We start from the raw sequence: 20,389 nt of genomic DNA, 5'->3' as shown, positions 1-20,389 counted from the left end.
AGGTCGTTTTCCCCAGATTTCTCGCTGACCGGCGTTTGGTCGGTTCGGGATAGTTCGTTCTGTGCCTCCGCTGTCAACAGCGGAGAACAGGAAGATGGAAGTTGAATGGTACTTGGACAGAAGCCGGCTGGACCAGTGTCTCAGAAGCGGGCCGCACGGACAGTTCGTCGAGCGCTACGCCGCTCGTCTCGTCGAAGAGAGGCCCGTTCGGGATGGCACGTGGCGTTGCCTCAACATGGTTGGCGGGCCCTTGAGTTGGATCGCGAGCCGTCGCTATAAGCTAGTCGATCTCGATGAGCAGGTTGTTGAGCGGTACCTCCGACATCGAGGTAGGAGGCAGTCTATCCAACCCGGTGATCGAGCCGAGCTCAAGCGATGGCTGTCGGTGGTGCGCGAGGAAGGCGCGATCGCGCCATTGGTGCTACCGCCTCTCACCCGGCACGATCGCATCTTCAGGGAGTTCGATGCCTAGCTGCGATCAGAGCGCGGTTTGGCCCCGAAGTCCATCGTCCGCCATCTCCCGGTCATCCGCAGGTTCCTGCACGAGGCGTGCTCCGGCGGCGCCGCCGCCCTGTGCAAATTAGCCAAGAGGACGTGATCCGCTACCTTGAGCGCCACGCCCTGGATTGGAGCCCGGGAACAGGCAAGCCGATGTGCTGGTCGTTGCGCGCCTTTCTCCGTTACCTCCACCATCGGGGGCTGAACGCGCGCCCGCTGGCGGATTGCGTTCCATCGATGCGACGATGGAAGCTCGCAACTCTGCCGACCTATCTGCCGGCCGCTCAGGTGGAAGGCTCTCGACGGCTGCGACCGAAAGACGGTGATGGGACGGCGCGATTACGCCATTCTGTCGTTGGTGGCCAAGCTCGGCCTGCGGGCCAACGAGGTCGCGACGCTCACGCTCGATGATATCGACTGGCGCACCGGCGAGATACTCGTTCGCGCCAAGGGCCGACAGCGTGCACGGATGCCGATACCTGGAATTGGACGCCACCATCGGCGATCGCCGCTCAAGCGGCATGAGACCACCCACGTCAACAAGGTCCATCACGTCACTACCATCACCCTGGTCGCGAAAGACCTCGGCGAAGATGAAGATTGGCTACGAGACGTCGCCAACGAAATGGAGATCGAGAGCGCTATTTGGGTGTTTGGCGTTGGCGAAGACGGCGTTCAAGCGTTCACCGACTTTGGCATCGAAAACCTGATCGACCTCGTCAGAAAGAAAACCCCCAAGCTGCTTACGCGCTGGCAACGGGAATGATCCAGCCAGCCTGCGGCCCACGCCGGATGCCCGCTGAAGCTGGCCGGGAGAGGGGAGGTTCGCTTCTTTTGTGAGGCCGAGCGAGAAGCTGGATGGAAGGCGCAGTGCCGCTTGACCGCACGCGATCGCGGCGTTGACCGTCTAAGAACTGAGCAAGAGCCGGGAGTACAGGACGCGCATGGCGCGCGCTCAGTAACCATTGGGTTGGCCCGAGCTTTCGTGGAGATTAAGGGCTTCGGCGCAACACGCCGCACCGAAGATACAAAGTCGTTTACACGGGCTGCCGTGCAGTCTGCGGGATTGGTTCTTGATCAAGAGCATGTCCGTAGGGGGCTGTGATGTCAGGTTTGCGACAGCACCATCGTTGAGTTGAGCGTACCTCATTTTCCTTTCCCTTCCATCTGATGCCATACTGGCACGGTCCTTGCTCGGTCCTGGTGTTAAGGCAATCGATGATGCGAGAGGAGCGCCGCGACCGGTAGTACTAAAGCCAATGATCGTCGCGGAAGCATGAGTTGGCGCAATGGTGCGCTGGTCTTGCATTCGCCTGAGCAACACGTTGAGGCATGTCCTTCAGAGGCCGCGGGGGATACGCGATGCAGCTGCATCTGAATAGAGGAAATTGATGGGACCGTAGCGAGCGCGCCAGGCGCCGATGGCGCCGGCTTATCTGCCTAATTTTGTCGAGGCTTGGTCGACGGATAGTCGACGGATGGGACCGAAGAGTTGGATGCTGTGTCTCTTCGGCGGAGGAGGCTATTTACCGACCTGTTCGGACACGAAGAGCATGGCAGGTCTCGCGGAGCTCAAAGCAAGCGACAAGAGTGTATCGATTGCCTCGATGTCAGAGCTCGATAGCGTCATCGGTTTCGTAGAGAGCTGGCGAGCCCGGCACATCTGCACTCGATCGAGTCGCCCTGCGTAGTCTCAGACGCCCGCGTATCGATGCGGTGGAAGCGATCTCCAGGGCTCCTATAGATGCCGAACGATGATTTAGAGCAACAGCACGTCATGATGTCGATGTCAGCGTTTGGTGCGGAGAGCGTCTATCGCGATTGCCGGGCCTACGGCTCCACTCTCGAGCAAGAATCAGGGTTGCCGACCGTAGTCGGAAACCCAGGCGGCCTCCCGTTATGAGCCACACCGCCTTCGGGGATCCTGTCGGTGGATTGAACGGATGCGCCGCAGTTCTGGTCGCCCTGATTCACGCCCGCAACACCGGGCAGGGACAGTTCATTGAACTCGCGCAGATCGAATGTATGATGCCCTTCGTGGCGCCATGGATCACAGTTTCAATCGGTGGGCGGCACGCCTGCGGTAAAATGCGGCAACCGACATTTTCAGTTTGTACCGCACGGCTGCTTTCGGTGCTCGGGTGAGGACAACTGGATTGTGGTAGCGGCGACCAACGGGGACATGTGGCAGAGGCTTGCGCTGGTCATCGGTCGGCCTGATTGGTCTAAGGACGCATCGCTGAAATCCGTGGAAGCCCGCCGCGCTGTTGAGAATGTCATAGAGACAGGCATCACGGCCTGGACGCTCAGCCGCGACGCGGACGAGGCTATGTCGGACCTACAGGCCGCAAAGGTTGCTGCCGGCGTAGCCCGCTTGCCGATTGACCTACTGAAGGATCGACATCTCCGCTCGCGGGCATTTCTGCAAGAGCTGGAACGCGCTTTCATGGGCTTGCATCTGCAGCCCTCGATGCCAATTCGCGAAGGTGTGGGGCCTTATCCGATCAGCAGCGGCGCCGACGCTCGGACAGCCCAATAGAGAAGTTCTATCAGGGATACTCGGCCTTTCTCACGCCCAGATTGCACAATCGGCGGAGGATGGCATCATTAGTACGTCGATGCTCTCCGAAAGCGAGCGCGGGAAAAAATGAAGGCGTCGTGAGGTCTACAGGTCGACGCTAGCGCCCGGCGTTACATACTCATCAGAGTTGATACCCGGTGATGAAAAATTCACGATGGGGCCGGCACCGTTATGGGCGGGGATCGTTCGGATCTCCGGACGAAGTCCATCGTCGAGGTCTCGTTTGATCGCGTCGGCGGATTGCGGTCATCGAACGGCAGCGCAAGCCATTCGGCGCGGCGATGCATCAAGACGCTGCGATATTCCTCATGGCGATCCCCGGTTCTCCGTGCAACGGCAATCCACTCAGCGATCAGTGATCCTTAACGCTTTTCAAATGGGCGTGATGTCTCGGTTTGGCTGGGCTCGGTGGTGCCTCGCCAATATTCGCCTGGAGGTAAGCCCCCGACGGTCGGTCAAAATCCCCGGGTGAGCTCACCTCAAACTCCCCACCTGATCCGCCTGGCTGGGCTGCTGATCGGCCGCAACAGACATAGCAGGACATTTATTTTCGTCGCCTTTTTAGGGAGGAGTGGACGGGGAGTTGAATGAAGCCGCATCTGCAGAGCACTGTACCCACAATACTTGAGCGCCAGACGAGACAGCGAGAGATCCAGCGGCTGACGGGGATCGACCGCAAGATGATCCGGTGCTACCAGGCGATGTTCGTGTCCCAGCGAGCGGCGGAGGCAAATTCCCGGGGTGACCGCCGGCTCCGAGGCTGCGGATGGCCAAACTCCCCGACCTCCGCGACCGCCGGCTATCAGCATGAAGGTGGCCGCGAGGACGTTTGATTTCGCCCGCTCAGCCTGTGAACCGCATCGCGTCAAGCGTTTCGTGCGCACCTTGCGCCTTGCGCCACATCGATCCCAAACAGTTCGACCGTCTCGAGTTTGGCCCCGGCGACAAGGCCTAGTCGATGATGGTAAAGGCGCGCTGACCCGTGATCCGAAAGGGCGGTTGTTACCGCCGGGCGCACCTCTTCGTGATGATCCTGCGCTAGTCGCGGCGTAGCTTCCGGCGCGTGGTCTGGAGTCGAGCCGTCGAGTCAGCAGATCTGGGCACAGCTCCACGAAGAGGCTTTTCGATATTCGGCTATTCGTGCTCGATAATCTCAAGGAAGGCGTCGTCACGCCCGACCCGTACGAGCCCGAGTTCGACCGGCTCTACGGCGCGGTGCTCGCACATTACGACGTCGTCGCCGATCCGGCAGGAGTGCGGAACCCGAGAACGCGATCCAGCACACCCAGGCACCGCGCTCCCCGGCGGCGCTTCGAGTCACTCGAGGCTCAGAACAGCTTTCTGGAGGACTGGGAGACGAACTGGGCTCCGAGCGCATCCAGGCAGCACGAGGCGCGCCAGGTCGAGGCCGTGTTCCAGGAGGAGACACCGCATCTGCGGCCATTGCCCGCGACCGGCTGCCTCTGACGCGGGATCATCCACTGATGCGTCCCACAGACGAATACGGCGAACGCTTTGACTTTGGCGCCAGAACCATGCCAGCAACGATAACCGGCCATCAGCGGCGATGATCAGCCCGGACCAAACCGCGCTCGCGTCGTCTCCGCACCCCCGGCCAGCTCCGACGACGCGAGCGCTCTCACCGAGACCTTGATCGCCGATCAACTCAGCCTTTCAAGCTGCACAGGAGCTCCTTCTAAATAACCATGACCTTGCCGGAAATCGATCTCGGACTACGACAATTGCGGCTGTCGGGCATACGCGGCACGTTTGAAGCCCGGGTCCTGCAGGTGCAGGGCGCCAGCCAACCGTTCCTCGAGACCTTCTGTCTGCTCCTGCAGGACGAAGTCGATCGTCGTCAGTCCCGTCTCATCGCTCGCGGGCTACTAGCAATCCAGGGTTGAAGAGAACCTCACGAGAAGCTCCACGCCAAGATCGGACTATTGACGGTCGAGCGAAATTTCTTAGCCAGGAGGTCCGGAAGATGAGCGCGCCGGATCGTCGAGAATTGCTTCAGTGCGATCATGAGAGTCTATCGATCCGCCGGCAATGCTAACTGCTGAGCGTTGCGCGATCGAGCGTATATCGGCCGCCGCGGCCGGCCAATGACAACGACGTTGAGCTGATGCGGCGGATCGACCAGCTGTTCACGGCCTGGCCGTTCCTGGGCTCGCGGGCGGATGATGGCGATGCTCAATGGCGAAGGGTGTCGCATCAATCGCAAGGGCGTGCAGCGGTTGATGCGCAAGATGGGCATCGCGGCGCTGGGACCAAAGCCCAAAACCACAAAACCGGTGCCGGAACACAAGATCTTCCCGTATCTCTTGCGCCATATGGTCATCGATCGGCCGAATCAAATGTGCGCGGCCGATATCATCTATGTGCCGATCGGCCAGGGCTTTCTGTATCTGGTGGCGATCATCGATTGGGCGAGCCGTGCGGTGCTGGCCTGGCGCCTGTCGAACACGATGGACACATCGTACTGCGTGTCTGCGCTCGAAGGGGCGGCCTTGGCACGCTTCGGCCGGCCTGAGATCTTCAATACCGACCAGGGCAGCCAGTTCACCAGCGTCGCCTTCACCGGCACGCTGGCCGCCACCGGCGTCAGGATCTCGATGGACGGTCGCGGGCGCTGGATGGACAACGTGTTCATCCAGCGGCTGTGCGCTCCCTCAAATACGAGGACATCTATCTCAAGGATTATCGCCACGAGGCAAAGCCGGAATCGCCCCATGGATCGAATTTTACAATTTCCTGCGCCCTCATCAGGCGCTGGAAGACCGCGCGCCGATGGCGGTCTGGCGGGCCAGTGTAAACGGCGCATTCGGCGAAGAGGCTGTGGATATGACGCTTCTCGCAAGCGAGAAGCTTGGACAACGCTGCGCGTTGCCCACATCTCTACAGCCACAACAGCTGGCACTTTGCCGCAGAATCTGATCCTTCAACGCTACAAATTGCACCGCGCGTCATCGTCACGTCTAATCGCGTCGTGCAGGATTGGAACGCTTATCTCCGCGACAACACCATGAGCACGACGACCCTTCACCGCCACATTCAGCATTGTCACCTTCGAGTTTGACGGCCGTAGTTACCGTCCTCAAGGAAACCGCCGAAGCCCTTGCACGCAAGACCCAGTCAACCTAATAGCCTCTTGTCCTCCTCCACAGGTGGGGGAATTTGAGGTGACCATCCGGGTTCGATTTTTCGACTTGTTTGATTAAACGAACTATTTGAAAATGTCACGATCTAAGCTGTTGACAATCAAAAGGCCGGACTTAGCCGTGACATACAGTGATATGGATGCGAGAATTGGTGAACGCATTCGCAATCAGCGAAAGCGAATCGGCCTGAGTCAGAAGGAACTCGCGGGTCGATTGGATATAGTTTTTCAGCAGCTGCAGAAGCACGAGAGCGGCACAAGTCGAGTGCCGGCCAGTCGGCTTTACGAAATTGCCCAGGCGCTGAACACACCCATCTCACACTTCTTCGACGTCGACGAGCGCAAAACGCAGCGACGGCCGTCGTCACTCTCTGACATTTCTACTATCATTGGCCCGAAAAAAGGCAAACTGGAAAAACAAGTGCTGGAGCTTGTCACAGCCTTCATAAAGATCAAGGACGAAGGTGCTCGAACAGACATTGTTTCGCTGGTTGCCAAACTATCAAAGTCGAGCGGAAGTCGATAGACTTGAGCTTTCGGCTCCGACTGACGCCAGCGCGCGTTATGACCGCGTATCATCGCTCCGGCTAATGTCCTAATACACGCTTAAAGTGTGGTTGGGCGGCGCTACTCGCGACGCCGGCGACGTGTGCTTCCTTCGCGTCAAGCGCAATATCGTGTAATCCAGCGACCAAGCCCTGATTGACCAACGCTTTCGTTCGCCGAAAAGTGACTTCCGGAAACTCAGCGAGAAACTGAGCTCGCGCGACTGCCTTCTCCAGAAGAAGATTCGAATCGACCACTTCATGAAATAATTTGTGGTCTAGGGCCCATGCAGTCGGAATGGGCTCGCAACCATAAATTATATCAGACATGGCTGCTCGGCCGACGAAATTCTCAAGCATATAGCTGCCGATTGGACATGCGATACCGTGCTTCAATTCCCACATAAGCAACTTGGCTCCCGGCGATCCGATGCGCCAGTCGCACGATAGCGCGACCTGGAAACCGACGCCAATTGCGTAACCACCGACTGCGGCAATAGTCGGCTTCGTGATGTTGAGTATCGTGGAGTAGAAATCGATCCACCTGTCAATAGCCGCTTCAACCGCCTCGCGTCCGGAAAGCTGCGCCACCTCGTTAAAATCAGCGCCGGCGCAAAACGATCGATCATTCCCGCCGGTCAAAACTAGAGCCCGAATTTCAGCATTATCCTCTGTCTCTTGGCATACAGAGCGAATGGCGTTCTCGAGTTCTAGACTCATTGGGTTCTGAGCACTGGGGTGATTGAACTGCGCGACCAGGACAGAACCCCGAGCTTCTGTTTGTAGAATGGCCATGGTGTCTCCTGATCAGTTGCTTGCCGTGAGGCCGCGTCCTCACTCGCCGTCTCGATCTGGGAATGACTTATACATCTATCGAGAGAATTGCTCAACGACATTGCACACCGATATTAAGAAAACGTGTGAGTGGTGTGGACGGCGTGCTCAAGACTATAGCGCGTGACAACAACAGCGGAACTCCCCCGCGTCTGTACGTGAGATCTGGATCGCCGTACTACAGAGATCGTTCAGGATATGGCATATTGAAATGTGAGCAGAGACGGATCAGAGATCGGGCTCTGTACGTTCATGGGCGTTGATCGACGGGCGAACCCCCGCGCGATCCAGCCGTTGCCGGCCTGCAGCAAACCTTGCCGTCATGGACATGGAAAATGGCGAGCATCAGTCCCAGAGGGCAGCTTTGCGCTAAGAATAAGAAACGATGTTGACGGCAGTGTAAGGTCAGTGATCCGGGGCACGATCGGCAATCGACCGCCGACTTTGCTGCAAAACCGCATTGGCAACCCGTCCCAACGTGATTAGCCACCGCCCTCAACACCAGGCTGCGCTACGCCTGCTTGGACAAGAACCGCCATGTTTCCGGGCTGGTGCTGGTTTCTCCACATTTTTGTGTGTGCGCGCGGAATCTCGGGCCACGTGAATACTTCTGATAGGCATGGATCTATACGCCGTTCAAGAACGAGTCGGTTTGCCTCCCACAACTGATATGGGTTTGCGAAGTGGCTGCCCTGAACTCTCTTTTGCCGCATCCAGACAAAGCGTGCATCCATGGTAAGATTGTAACCTGAGGTTCCACCACAGAATACGACCATTCCGCCTCGTTTCACGACATAGCAGCTGACGGGAAATGTCAATTCTCCAGGATGCTCAAAGACAACATCTACGTCGTTGCCCTTTCCCGTAATCTCCCAAATGGCTTTCCCAAAGCGACGTACTTCCTTCATGTAATCGCTGTATATGGAGGTCTCATCGATATTGGGGTGTCGACCCCAGCAGTCGAACTCTCTTCGATTTATCACGCCTTTGGCCCCCAACGACATCACGTAGTCCCGCTTCGATTCATCTGAAACGATGCCGATCGCGTTGGCCCCAGTTACGGTTATGAGTTGGACCGCCATTGAGCCGAGCCCGCCCCCAGCACCCCACACTAGAACGTTTTGACCTGGTCGGATGGCGTGCGGGGCATGGCCAAACAACATCCTGTATGCAGTCCCCAGCGTGCCCGCATAGCAGGCGCTCTCCTCCCAGCTAAGGTGAGTTGGCCGAGGTAACAACTGACTCGACTGGACACGCGCAAATTGCGCAAAGGATCCGTCGGGAGTTTCGTAACCCCAAATTCTCTGAGACGGCGATAACATAGGATCGCCGCCGTTGCACTCTACGTCATCGCCGTCGTCCTGATGGCAATGAATAACCACCTCATCACCCACCTTCCATTTCGTCACGCGATCTCCGACAGCCCAAACAACTCCCGCCGCATCGGAGCCAGCGATGTGATGAGAATGCCCATGAATGTCGAACGGCGAGATTGGCTGCCCGAGCGACGCCCAGATGCCATTGTAGCCTACCCCCGCCGCCATAGTCATGACGAGCGCGTCGTCCGGGCCAACGGCAGGAGTATCGATTACCTCCACTTGCATTGCAATCTCCGGATCTCCGTGCCGCTCCCGGCGTATCACCCAAGCATACATGTGTCTCGGTGTATGACCCAATGGGGGAGTTTCCCCAATCTCGTAAAGATCCTTCGTGACCGTCTGGGCATGGTTTGTCGCGGATCGGCTGTTGTATTGATTGATTTCGCTCATGTGTACCTCGATGGAAGTGAAGATTGACCAGCGCCCCGTCAATCCAACCGATCAACCCGCGTCGTCGAACGTCAGATACCGCCTCCGGCGCGACATGATTAGGTAGACCATTGCGGGCGACCACCCGCAGTATCTTTGCAGCCGTCACCGCCTCGCGCTCTGAAGAGCGGTTACCCGGTACGATATGTCCCAGCCCTCGAGCTGCACGACGAAAGTCAATTGACCCTGTGCCTTGCAGTAACAGGAAGAGGCCAAAGGAACTTGCTTCGATCCAAATCGACCGGCGACGAGTTAGATCGCTTCTCGTGGAGGGCGCACAGGGCAGCAAAATCCAGCTGATTCTTCGACGTGTCGATCAGAAGCATCTCTCCTCCGATTCTCAATGACGGGACGGCTCTTCGTCTCCGAACAAGCTTCGCACGATCACATCATCCGAGTGAGCGAAGCAAGCCAGTCCCCTTTGGTAGCTTGCTTCTCAACTGACGGCTTGCATCGCTTGGCAAAGCCTACACCTATAATGAGAATAGTCAAACTGAGGCACACATAACATAAGAATTTTATGCTTGTCTCGCCTTCAAATATTCATAAGAGTCAAAAGAGTGGCGCTCAGACTGAAGCCGAAACTTGGGCAGAGGAAACAACATTGGCGATGAGCCAGACCAAGATACTGCCTATCGTTCATTAAGCAACCTGCGCGGGGCCAAGCTATGGCTAAAGAGGACATCAGGCGGTTCATTCGGCTTAGCGAAGCACCAAGAGGGCACCGGGAGTCCGAGCGTCTATTCCGACCAACTTCCCGGAAGCTTGAGTCGGCGCGGCGGATTGTCGTGAAGATTGGTTCAGCTCTCATCGTCGACCAAGCCACTGGCAGAGTTAGAGAGCCGTGGCTTGAGATGTTAGCCGATGACGTCGCGCGGCTTCGTGGGCGTGGCCAAGACGTTGCTGTGGTTTCGTCAGGCGCCGTTGCTGTTGGAAGATATGCTCTCGATCTACACCAGAAGACGCTGCGGAAGACAGAGTGGCAAGCGGCTGCCGCAGTTGGGCAAATTCAACTGGCCAAAGCTTACAGAGAAGCATTCGCGCGACATAGGCTGACTGCGGCGCAGATTCTACTCACCCTGGACGATACGACAGAGAAAAAGCGCATGGCCGGCGTCCGCGCGACCTTGATCAGACTTCTGACTTTGCAGGCGGTTCCCGTGGTCAACGAAAACGACGCTGTTGCGAGGAACATAGCGAGCTTCGGTGATAATGATCGCCTTGCGGCCCGCGCAGCGCGGTTGATTGAAGGCGACACGTTGGTGCTCCTATCCAACGTGGCTGGCCTTTACTCGGCAGATCCGCACGAATCATCAAGCGCCACTTTAATAACAGATGTGAATAACGTAACCGCGGAGATTGAACAGATGGCCGGTAGTGCACGATCTGGTTATAGCTCCGGCGGGATGGTCACCAAGCTCGTCGCCGGGAAGATGGCACTTGCCTCCGGATGCACCATGATTATTGCAGATGGCCGTGATCCATACCCCCTCTCAGCGATTGACGACGGTAGTCAATGTACCTGGTTTCGTCCCTCCACCGCAGCACGTGTCGCCCGCAAGACGCGGATCGCAACCACGCTAAGGCCGCTCGGTGCCCTTGTTGTTGACAATGCTGCAGTGAACCAATTGCGGTCAGGCGAGGGTCTTTGCATCCCGGAAGTGAGATCGTTCGACGGCGACTTTGGTCGTGGTGATGCTATCGTCATACGAGACATCTGCGGTCACGAAGTCGCTCGGGGTCTTTCAATCTACTCCAGCGCAGAAATCCGCCGCATCACGCGGCGGTCCGGGCTGGGTACTGGATGGCCTTTAACCGCTGGTAGTCTTGACCTGATCGTTCACAGTGATGACTTGGTACTTACCGACTGAACGACGGCATCAGTTGGGAGTGCACGGCTCCAGTTGCGTCTGAATCGGAGAAATTAAATTGAGATTGTATCTGCTCGCATCGGAATCCGGCCGACACAGCAGACCGCACGAGATATGCCGGCTTGTGGGCAACACGCGAGATGCCCATATCGCCACCCGGAGCTCGATGTAGAACGTTGGTTCGGAGGTCACCAGACACAAGTGATGGAGGCGCCAGATCTGATCGCCTCAGAAAATGGTAATGCCGCACAGACGAAAACGTTGAGCGGTGCTGCTGTCGGTCCAGGGCTTTCGACAGTGTCGATGCTGACGCGGGCTACGTGTGGATAGCAACCCTTTGAGTGATGTCAAGTTAGCAATCGTATGGACTCACGATAAACGTCCCTTCGGCTTACTCGCGGAAGGTGAGTCGTGACTTATCCCAATTGGTAAGGCGACAAAGCCGTTTGCCGTTTCTGCGATGTGTTTGACCATCAGATCCATTTTCAGTTCTGGTGGTGGGAGCGGTGAGGCGAATTCTCCTTAGAGCTCGCAACCGCTGTCGCGTTACTCCAAATGTTGAGCGACATCGGCGATTGCGGCTCCCAAAAGCACCTTAGATGTGTCGAGGTGGAGCTCAGCGATCTCGGCCTCTGCGTAGCGCAGCAAATTAAGAATGCTCAAGAGTTGTTCCTTCCGTTTGCCATTCGCAACCGATTGATCATCTTCGAGAGCCTTGGCGGGCATAATGTGTCGGTACTGGAAATCGCGCACTCGGACGGCTGCCTTAAGATAATTGCAAGAGTCGTGATCGATCGTGCCGCAGCTCAACGCAACAATGAAATTTGACTGCGTCTCGTTGACGGGTTGTCCACGAAGTCTCTCGTGGTCGATGAGTCTCGGATTGGGGGCGAGGAGCCGAAGCTGAGAATCGGCGACCAGGAGCACGGTATGCTCCAATCTTCTGGTAACGACATAATGTCGAATTGATCGATGGTTTACCACGAGCTTACGTAGGTGAGCTTTGAGCGTCAATGGTGCCCAGCCTTTGGTCGAGACAAGGCATCTGACTGAAATTAGACCTTTTTCTCAGTTGCTTGGGAGATGGTACCTCCTTTCGCGGAATCTTGAAACGCCGCAGGACGGATCTTCCAAGTGACGCACACTACATAAAGCTGACGGCAAGCGGCCCTCCCAGCTCAGGTAGGAGATCGCCCTCGCTTAAGTGCGCACTCTATTAGATGTTCGAACGAGCCTGTTTGACTGTTTGCCGCAAGCCGTCGTGTAGAGCACGATTGGTTGGACGCTGTTGGTCGAATCGCCTCCGTCAACGCCTAGTAACCGCGGGCGCGATCAATGGCATGTGGCGGCCTGTTGCCAGCGAGGATAGCGTCGGCGGTCGCGAGTAGCGTGGTCGCGACCGCGCGTACACTGACGTCGCTCGCATCATGTGGCGTAACTGTTATTCTAGGATGCGTCCAGAACGGATGGCTAGTCGGTAATGGCTCGGTTGCGAAAACGTCGAGTGCCGCCCCCGCCAGCTGACCTTTATTGAGCGCCGCTAGCAAGTCCGCTTCCACGAGGTGTTCACCGCGGCCGATCTGGATTAGGTAACCGCGGCGCTGCATTTTTGCAAAAAGTTGCGCGTCGAGAATGCCTCGGGTCTCGTGCGTGAGCGGCAGGGTATTGACCAGTACCTCCGTATTTTCGAGCATTGCGGCAAGTCCACGGGGCCCGTGGTAGCTCCGAGCTGCGTTGGACATGGATTTGGGTGTTCGGCTCCAGCACATCACCGGAAATCCGAGAAGAGCGAGATCGGTCGCGACTTTGCCGCCGATTTGGCCATGGCCCAGAATGCCGACCGGCACGCTGTCGGCGCTGCGTTGCGGACGCGGTCGCCAAACACGATTGCGCTGTTGCTCGTAATAGTCGGCGAAGCCGCGCTGGTGCCCAATCACGTGCCAGGTGACAAAACCCGCCATCATACGCGCCTGTCCGGGATCAACGACGCGGACCACATCGATCTCAGGCCTGAGGCTCCGACAGCGGACGATATTGTCGACGCCGGCACCTATGGAACACACTGCTTTCAGATTAGGGTAGCGGGAAAACGCATCATCCTGCGGGTGCCACGCCATCGCTAGGCAAACATCGGCCTGACCATCCTCTTCCTGATCGACCAGATCGAGCTGATCAGCAATGAACGAAAGCTCCATGCCAAGATAACGTCGCAAATCCAGTCGACTCGAGATGAGCACGCAGCGTAGCCGCCTTTCGACGTTCAGGCGGTTCAGTGGCGTATTCTCGATTGAAGCCATGCAGAATCTCCTCAAACGATTCAATCGCCGGACAGCTTTGTCCGCCTAACGTGCAATGCAAATTCCTTGCCGCTGCACGTGGCTGTCTCGTGACGTGGGTATAGAGAGCTCTCTGAGCGCGATTGCAATCCTTGCTAGCACGAGTCGGGAGTCTAACATGCGTCGCAAAACAAACAGGCGTGTGTGTTTGCATGCAACTTGCGGGCTCGAACGTCGCTGGAAGTGTGGTGCAAAACCGAGGTAGTGACGCGTTTTGCGGTCGCAGGCGGAAAGTCCGGCATAGCCCGATTATAAACCGCCTCGTGTGGGAGGTGGCGTAGCGTCGCGCCGATGTCTAGCCGATTGTTGACCGCAGATCGACGGTTGCTGCTTGTCGTTGTGGATATCAGAATGCACTGTCCCAGTGCATGCTTAAGCTGTGCAAACGCTTGTGATGGCGCTTAAACGGTTTGGCTTGGTTTCCCGCGGTCAGAGCCGCTCCGCTCGATGACAGGCAAATTCAACCGCACTGTGCACCAGTTCAGCCGAGGCAAGCGTCCTCATCGTCGGGTCGAGGCGTTTGGCATTTCGTCTGATCAACGCGAATTCCGCCGCCGATCCGCCGTCGAGCCTGATCGGACCATGAAGGCCGGCCACCTCGGTTGGTACCGTAAGACCGTATGTCCGTCTCTGACGATGAGGTGGCTCGCCCTACACCGCGGCTCACGTCGCCAAGTTCGGTCGCGAATGTCACCGAGACAATCAGATCGATGCCGCGCAATGTTTGGAGCGCCCGCACGAGAGGCTCCAGAGACCAGGCCGAGACGAACTCTTCGATCGTGCGCTCGAGCCGGTCGACCCGGCCTCTGGCGACGCGAACTGCTTCGACCATTTCTTGTAGCGCGATCTGATGTGCGGGGTAATCGAACTGTTGTTCCTGGAGCCAACGCAAATAGCGCGGCACTCAAACGTCCGTTGTGGCTTAACCGCGAATTCACGCTTTCCCATTGCGGATCCAACAATGTGCTCTTCAAGCAACTACCAATGCTAGGAATTGATGTCCATAACAGGGGCATGCCACCTATGAGGCAATCAGCATTTGAGCCGGTCGACGCCTCATTCCAACAATCTCAGCATGCGACATCACCCGCAATCCCAACGGCTCACCACGTGCAGAGATCGTGCGCTGGCTCAAATCCGGCCTTAGAGGAGTGGACGTGTCAGGGGCCGATCGCAAATATGCTGGCTGCAAAGAGACTGCGTCTGAGGTTCGCGGTTTCTTTGCCCTAGTGGAAATGACGAATTAGCTGAACGCGGCTCGCGAGAGTAGTGCAGTTTAAAAGGAGGTACGGCATGCGTCGCAATGAGGAAATGAAGCTTGGAGTGATGCTCCTACAGGCGGGATGCCACGAAGGTGCGTGGCGCGACCCAGGCGTGCCCGCGAACGGCGGTGTTGACGTAGAACATTTTGCTCGTTTGACAGCGCTTGCCGAAGACGCGGCGTTTCACTTCGTATTTCTTCCCGATAGCCCGAGCGTGGTGGAGCAAGATGACGTGAGCATAGCTCGTGCAAGTCGAAATGATGGGTTCGAGCCATTCACGCTGCTCTCGGCTCTTTCAGCGAGAACGCGAGACATTGGGCTTGTCGCGACAGCGACGACGACGTACCATCAGCCTTATCATCTTGCACGCATGCTTGCCTCACTCGATCATTTGTCGGGGGGGCGTGCGGCTTGGAACATTGTCACCTCAGGATTTAAGTTCGAGGCTCAAAATTTCGGCGAGGCGGAGCTTCCGGACCATGATACTCGCTACGCCCGAGCGAGAGAATTTGTAGAAATTGTTAAAGGTCTCTGGGACACATGGGAGGACGACGCTTTCATTCGTGACAAGCAAAGTGGCATTTTTGCTGATACCAAGAAGCTGCATTTGCTTAACCACGAAGGGGACTATTTATCAGTTAGAGGTCCGCTGAATACCTCCAGGCCGCCGCAGGGTTATCCCGTGTTGGTTCAGGCCGGCACATCCGACGCCGGAATAGCGCTGGCTGCAGAAGTCGGCGAGGTGGTATTCACGGCCGAACCTTCTTTGGAAAATGGGAAGCGATATTACACTACTCTCAAAGAGAAGGCGCGCGAAGTCGGTCGGAAAGACGACGAGGTTCTAGTCATGCCGGGCATTCTGCCAATCATCGGGAGGACCAAACAAGAAGCGTCGATGAAGCTTCAAAGACTGCAATCGGACACGCATCTCGACGTTCAGATTGCATTGGCTGATCGTTGGTTGGGGTTTGTCACCGACCTGCGGTCAATCAATCTCGACTCATTGGTTCCGGAGGCTCTGCCGCAGACGAACTTAATTCGAAGCCGTCAAAAATTGCTTCTTGAGCTGGCCGCTAGGCAAAAGCTCACTTGGAGACAGCTGATCCGCTTGGTGTCGGACAGCCGGGGCCATCTTATGGTTGTTGGAACACCGGACGAAATTGCCGACGTCATGGTGGATACATTTGATCAGCGTGCGGCAGACGGATTCAACGTATTGCCGGCTACGGTTCCCGGCGGACTCAAGGATTTCGTTGATCTCGTCGTTCCCGAACTACGCCGACGATGCAAGTTCAGATCGAGATACCGCGGAAAGACACTAAGGGAGAACCTCGGCCTCACGCGGCCACTCAATCGTTTCGCGCAGGCGGGTCCAACGGGGCGTCGGTGAAAAGGATCCTAGCGGAAGCTGGCTTCTGCTAAGGTTCGCGAGCGCAGTGCTCCCTCAAGTAACGACGCGAGACAACAGCCATCAAGCCAGGTGGGTAAGCCGGTGACCGACGCATTTAGGAACAAGGTCATCGATTGGGGGAGAGAACGGGACCACGCGCGACGTGACCAGTGCGGGTCCGGCAATGTTAGACATGCCGTCAATGTTTAACCATATTGCCGACGGATGCCAACAAATCAACTGCACCATTATAGGGCAACTCTGCATAGACAAGATCCTGGACAAACGCTCGGTGTTTAGTCCCGGCATTTGCTGGAGCGGGTTGAGTTTGAATCTTTCGGGCTGGGAAGCGCAGCATTTGCAGATGTACTCGTAGGGTGTGAGGCCCTTCAGGGTCTTCAGCCGCCTAGCGCGGCGGGAAGGTGAATTGGATCCCATTGTCGGTGAGCACACTATGGACGTTGTAGGGGATGGCCGCGATCAGAGCTTCGAGGAAGGCCGAGGCTGAGGTCCTTCCCGTCTTCCTGACCAGCTGCACGAAGGCGAACTTGCTGGTGCGATCGATTGCGACGTAGAGGTAGTGCTTGCCTTCAGCGGTCTGGAGCTCGGCGATGTCGATGTGGAAATAGCCGATCGGGTAAGCCTTGAACTTCTTCTTCGAGGGCTTGCCGCCTTCAACCTCCGGCAACTGGCTGATGCCGTGGCGCTGGAGGCGGCGATGTAGGGATGACCGCGTCGGGTGCGGGATGGTCGGCTGCAGCGCATAGAGGCAATCGTCGAGTGGCAGCAGCGAGTGCCGCCGGAAAGCGACGATGATCGGTTCCTCCTCGAGGAGAGGACTGTCGACTTGGCTTCCTTGGGACCAGTCGAACGATCGGCGACGGTCTCGCGCTGCTTCCACTTCGCGACAGTCTTCTGGTCGATTTCATGACGCTTGGCGAGACCTCTCAGGCTCTCTTCTCGACGGACTGCCTCCGTCGTGGTGGCGCAGCCGTGTAAAACCTGTCCCATAGCGCATCCTTCGAATCGTGCGTCAAGAATGCACCATCAAAGCGTGGGACTAAACACCTAGGCCGTGTTGGGCTGGCAGATGGGCCATATGGATGCGCGACAATTCGCGGCGAGCCGAGTTATGAGATCCCGGGGATGTATAGAAAAGTTTCACGCGGGGCCCGCTCAGCAACGTCGCTTCGACCTTGTTCAGACCGACACCTTCTGCTTTCATACCTAGCTGGAGGACGCTTGCACCCACTACAAAAAACGTGCGCGGTGTGCCTAAGCAGGATGGATCCTCGGTGAGTACGACATCGCCGGGCTTGATCTAAGCCTCGACAACAATTTGTATAGCTTGTGATGCCCCAGGGTGACGATGACTTCGTCATGCCGCACATTGTGCCGGAAGGCCACGCCACTTCTCCGTGTGGATGCGCTTCAAATCATTCCCGCGTCGGAACGGAGATCCCACGGATACGCGTACGCATCCGACGAAACTTACAATTACCGACATTTTTGAGGGGCAGAGTGCAAAATCTCTCGGCAAGTCGAGCTTCCTGAAATTCGCACAGCGCAGCTTCACGGTCAAACCAGGTCACCGCGTCAGACGCTAACCGATGCGCCTTCTCATCCCGGGCGCGTGAAGTCAGTCCCATTAGAGCACCCCCTCCTGAATCAGGTGCTCATCAAAGAATCACAAGCGATTCTGGCGACGCAAGTTTTTTGGCTCACTGCACCTCAAAAAACGTGGGTAATCCTTAATTTCGCCTATGCGTACACTGCGGTCAGCCGCTTCGCTCTCATCCGGCCTCTCGTCGACAGTTTTGGGGCCGCTCGAGTCGCCGCCCGTCCTGCAATAGCATGTCTCGTGACAGCTGATCACTACTGCTTACGCCGATCATTGCCTGAGTGTACTCGATCTCCGAAGACAGTATTTCGATGATCCGGCGGGCGCCGCGAGCACCATCCGCCGCCAGCCCGTAGAGCGCCGCCCGACCGATGAAACAAAATTTCGCCCCCAGCGCCATAGCGATCAAAATGTCAGACCCTTTCCTGATACCGCTATCAAGAAAGATTGTCGTCGCGTCGCCTGCAAGCTGGGGCTTAGGCTCCGCAAGCAGGTCAATAGAGGCGGGGATACAGTCAAGCTTGTTACCCCCGTGATTTGAAATTGTGACCGCTTCCGCGCCGATGCTGAAAGCGCGCGCCGTATCATCTGGATGCAAAAGACCTTTGATAACGAGCTTGCCGGTCCACTCACGCCTTATCCACTCCAAATCCGACCAGCAAAGATTCAGCGGCCATATGCTGGCAAAATACTTCCTAACATCCAGGCTATTGCTGCCCTCCGGGAGATAACGCGCCCATTCCTCCAATCGTGGTGCGTTCCCGCCTCTCAAAAAGTCGAAGGTCCATCGCGGATGGGATACAATATCAGACAGAATTACCCGCCACATAGTCCAGTCCAGGCCGGTCGTGACCGATACGCCGCGCCGGTCCGATCCGCGCGGCGTTACTGGGAAATCGACTGTCACAACCAGTACGGAGACGCCGGCGTCACGCGCCCGGCCGATCACGTCAATAGCGACCCTTTGATCGCTCGGCATGTAGTACTGATACCACAAATGATCAGGTGCCAGCCGAGCAATCTCTTCGATGGAGGCGTTTGCCATGCCAGATAGGATGAAGGGAATATTGGCGTCGCGCGCGGTCTCTGCGAGGATCTGATCCGCATGCCGCCGCACGAAACCGATGTTTCCCATCGCAGAGATACCGAACGGAAGGGAATATACTCGGCCGAAAATCGTGCGATCGGTAGTCACTGGGGTGACCTCAACTAGACTGCGTGGGACAAATGTATATCGATCGAAGGCAGCCAAATTGCGCTGCTGACTGAGTCCGCTGCCCCCTCCGGTATCAATGTATTCGGAGATGAATTTCGGGAGGTAGTCGTTTGCCAGTTGCTTGAAATGATCTACGCTGACCGGGCGCAATGCCTTCATGAAGAATCTCTCCCTGCATAGGACGTGGAGCTGTCGATTGCCGCAACTTGGCGGTGAGGATGTGGCTTTTCGCTGTGAGTTTCTCTATTCGGCTACTCGCTATTGTGCTGCATTCGCGCAAATCACAGCAACTGGTCGGCCAAGTAGGCATCCCGATCGCGTTGACATAAGATGGTTGGATCTCGTGAAGAGGCCTCATGGTCCTTCCGCTGACTAAGCATATGGGCCGATCGACCCGCCAACGCATAAGCTGCGCAAAGTGATTGCCGTACTTCTCGTCACACCTCAATTCGGGGCGCGATCGTCGAATTCCTTGAGAAAATGAGCCATCTAGAAGCGATCGTCAGACGTACAACAGATGAGCCTCCAAATCGCGTCTCTCTACTCGGAAGGACGTTTTGCATAACGTCGTCTAGAGCACCAGACATGCCGACGTACTGGAGAGCCAGTCCCGTCCCACATCTCCAAGAGCAGGCAAACGTGCAGGAACTTCTTTCTAACCAGGTCAGCGAGATTGCACAGTTGCTGGATCATCCAAATCTTCTTTCTAGCCAAGTCGAGCGTGAGCCGCCGCACTCGCTCGAAGCGTGCATTTCCATGGGATCGGCGCAGAGCAAGTTATCTTGCTATCGACCAGCCACTTCGCAGTTTCCGTTGGGACGAAGGGATGATACCGACCAAAGCCGGGCGTAACCCCGGGCCGTGTCAACGTTTGTCCAGCTAACGTTGCTTTGCCGGTTTCAATCTTTTCGCTCGCCACTTAGGCCTCTCCCACGTTCTTAACGGAGATAGCTTCGCCGATCTTTTCATGGGTGAGGTCCAGGAGGTGACCTGGAAGGATGAGTTGCTCAAGCGGAGACCGCTCAACCGACGCGCCGTTCTCGGAAGAATGTCGCGGCGCAGTAAGGTGAGTGCCGGGGTACTCTGTATCAAGATCATCCGGCCTGCATCCCAAGCTTGCCTCGAGTGAAATGCTCGAAATCGTAGGCAGGCCCAATGCAACTAAGTTCCTGTTGCAAACTGTCGTGCCGTTAAAGCATTCGTGACCGGCATCGATCTCTTGGAATTGTGTTATCATCCCTTCCTTCTTGCGTTCAAACTTGTAACT

At 56.9% G+C, this 20,389-nt stretch carries 14 protein-coding genes and 3 pseudogenes; 10 read left to right on the top strand and 7 right to left on the bottom strand.

Annotated features, from left to right (window positions below):
* Positions 1–823: 823 nt before the first annotated feature.
* From BRAD3257_RS33245 to BRAD3257_RS33210, 7 genes and pseudogenes are all read left to right on the top strand, one after another.
* Positions 824–1,264 carry a tyrosine-type recombinase/integrase gene (locus BRAD3257_RS33245; protein WP_122405347.1) on the top strand — a complete coding sequence of 147 codons (441 nt, stop codon included), beginning with the start codon at positions 824–826 and terminating at the stop codon, positions 1,262–1,264.
* A gap of 1,055 nt (positions 1,265–2,319) precedes the next feature.
* Positions 2,320–2,643 carry a CoA transferase gene (locus BRAD3257_RS41855; RefSeq protein ID WP_283809916.1) on the top strand — a complete coding sequence of 108 codons (324 nt, stop codon included), beginning with the start codon at positions 2,320–2,322 and terminating at the stop codon, positions 2,641–2,643.
* On the top strand, positions 2,564–3,037 hold the full coding sequence (locus BRAD3257_RS33240) for a CoA transferase (RefSeq protein ID WP_283809915.1): 474 nt from the start codon (positions 2,564–2,566) through the stop codon (positions 3,035–3,037). The genes BRAD3257_RS41855 and BRAD3257_RS33240 overlap by 80 nt, the downstream gene beginning before the upstream one ends.
* A gap of 629 nt (positions 3,038–3,666) precedes the next feature.
* A pseudogene (locus tag BRAD3257_RS41545) lies at positions 3,667–4,528 on the top strand (IS21 family transposase); the annotation flags it as partial.
* Between the two features lie 257 nt (positions 4,529–4,785).
* Complete coding sequence (locus BRAD3257_RS33225; protein ID WP_283809914.1) at positions 4,786–4,983, top strand: hypothetical protein; 198 nt, start codon at positions 4,786–4,788, stop codon at positions 4,981–4,983.
* 276 nt (positions 4,984–5,259) lie between these two features.
* Positions 5,260–6,108 (top strand): DDE-type integrase/transposase/recombinase, encoded by an 849-nt coding sequence (locus BRAD3257_RS41850; protein WP_283809913.1) that lies wholly within the window; start codon positions 5,260–5,262, stop codon positions 6,106–6,108.
* A gap of 252 nt (positions 6,109–6,360) precedes the next feature.
* Positions 6,361–6,765 carry a helix-turn-helix domain-containing protein gene (locus BRAD3257_RS33210; protein ID WP_160118908.1) on the top strand — a complete coding sequence of 135 codons (405 nt, stop codon included), beginning with the start codon at positions 6,361–6,363 and terminating at the stop codon, positions 6,763–6,765.
* A gap of 61 nt (positions 6,766–6,826) precedes the next feature.
* Here the strand turns inward: BRAD3257_RS33210 and BRAD3257_RS33205 are convergent, their stop codons facing one another.
* Both BRAD3257_RS33205 and ccrA read right to left on the bottom strand, forming a co-directional pair.
* Positions 6,827–7,579, bottom strand: coding sequence for an enoyl-CoA hydratase/isomerase family protein (locus BRAD3257_RS33205; protein WP_122405343.1), 753 nt, complete (start codon positions 7,577–7,579; stop codon positions 6,827–6,829).
* A gap of 521 nt (positions 7,580–8,100) precedes the next feature.
* Entirely contained in the window at positions 8,101–9,387 is a 1,287-nt protein-coding gene (gene ccrA, locus BRAD3257_RS33200) for a crotonyl-CoA carboxylase/reductase (protein WP_122405342.1), read from the bottom strand.
* 707 nt (positions 9,388–10,094) lie between these two features.
* On the opposite strand from ccrA, the gene proB reads away from it, so the two are divergent.
* Together proB and BRAD3257_RS39495 are read left to right on the top strand one after the other, a co-directional pair.
* The gene (gene proB, locus BRAD3257_RS33195; protein WP_122405341.1) at positions 10,095–11,297 is read left to right on the top strand and encodes a glutamate 5-kinase; all 1,203 of its coding nucleotides are present in this window, start codon (positions 10,095–10,097) and stop codon (positions 11,295–11,297) included.
* A 555-nt stretch (positions 11,298–11,852) separates the two neighbouring features.
* Positions 11,853–12,125, top strand: a complete 273-nt coding sequence (locus BRAD3257_RS39495) for a hypothetical protein (protein ID WP_145987080.1) — start codon at positions 11,853–11,855, stop codon at positions 12,123–12,125.
* A 485-nt stretch (positions 12,126–12,610) separates the two neighbouring features.
* On the opposite strand, the gene BRAD3257_RS33185 is transcribed toward BRAD3257_RS39495, so the two are convergent.
* A complete protein-coding gene (locus tag BRAD3257_RS33185; protein WP_122405339.1) occupies positions 12,611–13,594 on the bottom strand; it encodes a 2-hydroxyacid dehydrogenase in 984 nt (327 codons plus the stop codon).
* 697 nt (positions 13,595–14,291) lie between these two features.
* Positions 14,292–14,531, bottom strand: a pseudogene (locus BRAD3257_RS33180) (IS110 family transposase); the annotation flags it as partial.
* A 395-nt stretch (positions 14,532–14,926) separates the two neighbouring features.
* On the opposite strand from BRAD3257_RS33180, the gene BRAD3257_RS33175 reads away from it, so the two are divergent.
* Complete coding sequence (locus BRAD3257_RS33175; RefSeq protein ID WP_122406887.1) at positions 14,927–16,285, top strand: LLM class flavin-dependent oxidoreductase; 1,359 nt, start codon at positions 14,927–14,929, stop codon at positions 16,283–16,285.
* A 291-nt stretch (positions 16,286–16,576) separates the two neighbouring features.
* Here the strand turns inward: BRAD3257_RS33175 and BRAD3257_RS33170 are convergent.
* The 3 genes and pseudogenes from BRAD3257_RS33170 to BRAD3257_RS42415 all read right to left on the bottom strand — a co-directional run.
* A pseudogene (locus BRAD3257_RS33170) lies at positions 16,577–17,296 on the bottom strand (DDE-type integrase/transposase/recombinase); the annotation flags it as partial.
* Positions 17,297–18,078: 782 nt separating this feature from the next.
* Positions 18,079–19,281, bottom strand: a complete 1,203-nt coding sequence (locus tag BRAD3257_RS33160) for an alpha-hydroxy acid oxidase (protein WP_122405338.1) — start codon at positions 19,279–19,281, stop codon at positions 18,079–18,081.
* A gap of 760 nt (positions 19,282–20,041) precedes the next feature.
* Positions 20,042–20,359, bottom strand: coding sequence for a cyclase family protein (locus BRAD3257_RS42415; RefSeq protein ID WP_122405337.1), 318 nt, complete (start codon positions 20,357–20,359; stop codon positions 20,042–20,044).
* Positions 20,360–20,389 lie beyond the last annotated feature (30 nt).

The organism is Bradyrhizobium vignae (genome assembly GCF_900324035.1).
Classification (GTDB): domain Bacteria; phylum Pseudomonadota; class Alphaproteobacteria; order Rhizobiales; family Xanthobacteraceae; genus Bradyrhizobium; species Bradyrhizobium vignae.
The sequence above is the reverse complement of the archived record's forward strand: the minus strand, read 5'-3'. Positions and strand labels throughout refer to the sequence as shown.

Coding starts and splice junctions, on each gene's coding strand:
- BRAD3257_RS33245 (WP_122405347.1), top strand. CDS start 824: ATGGGACGGCGCGATTACGCCATTCTGTCGTTGGTGGCCAAGCTCGGC.
- BRAD3257_RS33225 (WP_283809914.1), top strand. CDS start 4,786: ATGACCTTGCCGGAAATCGATCTCGGACTACGACAATTGCGGCTGTCG.
- BRAD3257_RS41850 (WP_283809913.1), top strand. CDS start 5,260: ATGATGGCGATGCTCAATGGCGAAGGGTGTCGCATCAATCGCAAGGGC.
- BRAD3257_RS33205 (WP_122405343.1), bottom strand. CDS start 7,579: ATGGCCATTCTACAAACAGAAGCTCGGGGTTCTGTCCTGGTCGCGCAG.
- ccrA (WP_122405342.1), bottom strand. CDS start 9,387: ATGAGCGAAATCAATCAATACAACAGCCGATCCGCGACAAACCATGCC.
- proB (WP_122405341.1), top strand. CDS start 10,095: ATGGCTAAAGAGGACATCAGGCGGTTCATTCGGCTTAGCGAAGCACCA.
- BRAD3257_RS39495 (WP_145987080.1), top strand. CDS start 11,853: ATGTTGAGCGACATCGGCGATTGCGGCTCCCAAAAGCACCTTAGATGT.
- BRAD3257_RS33185 (WP_122405339.1), bottom strand. CDS start 13,594: ATGGCTTCAATCGAGAATACGCCACTGAACCGCCTGAACGTCGAAAGG.
- BRAD3257_RS33175 (WP_122406887.1), top strand. CDS start 14,927: ATGCGTCGCAATGAGGAAATGAAGCTTGGAGTGATGCTCCTACAGGCG.
- BRAD3257_RS33160 (WP_122405338.1), bottom strand. CDS start 19,281: ATGAAGGCATTGCGCCCGGTCAGCGTAGATCATTTCAAGCAACTGGCA.
- BRAD3257_RS42415 (WP_122405337.1), bottom strand. CDS start 20,359: ATGATAACACAATTCCAAGAGATCGATGCCGGTCACGAATGCTTTAAC.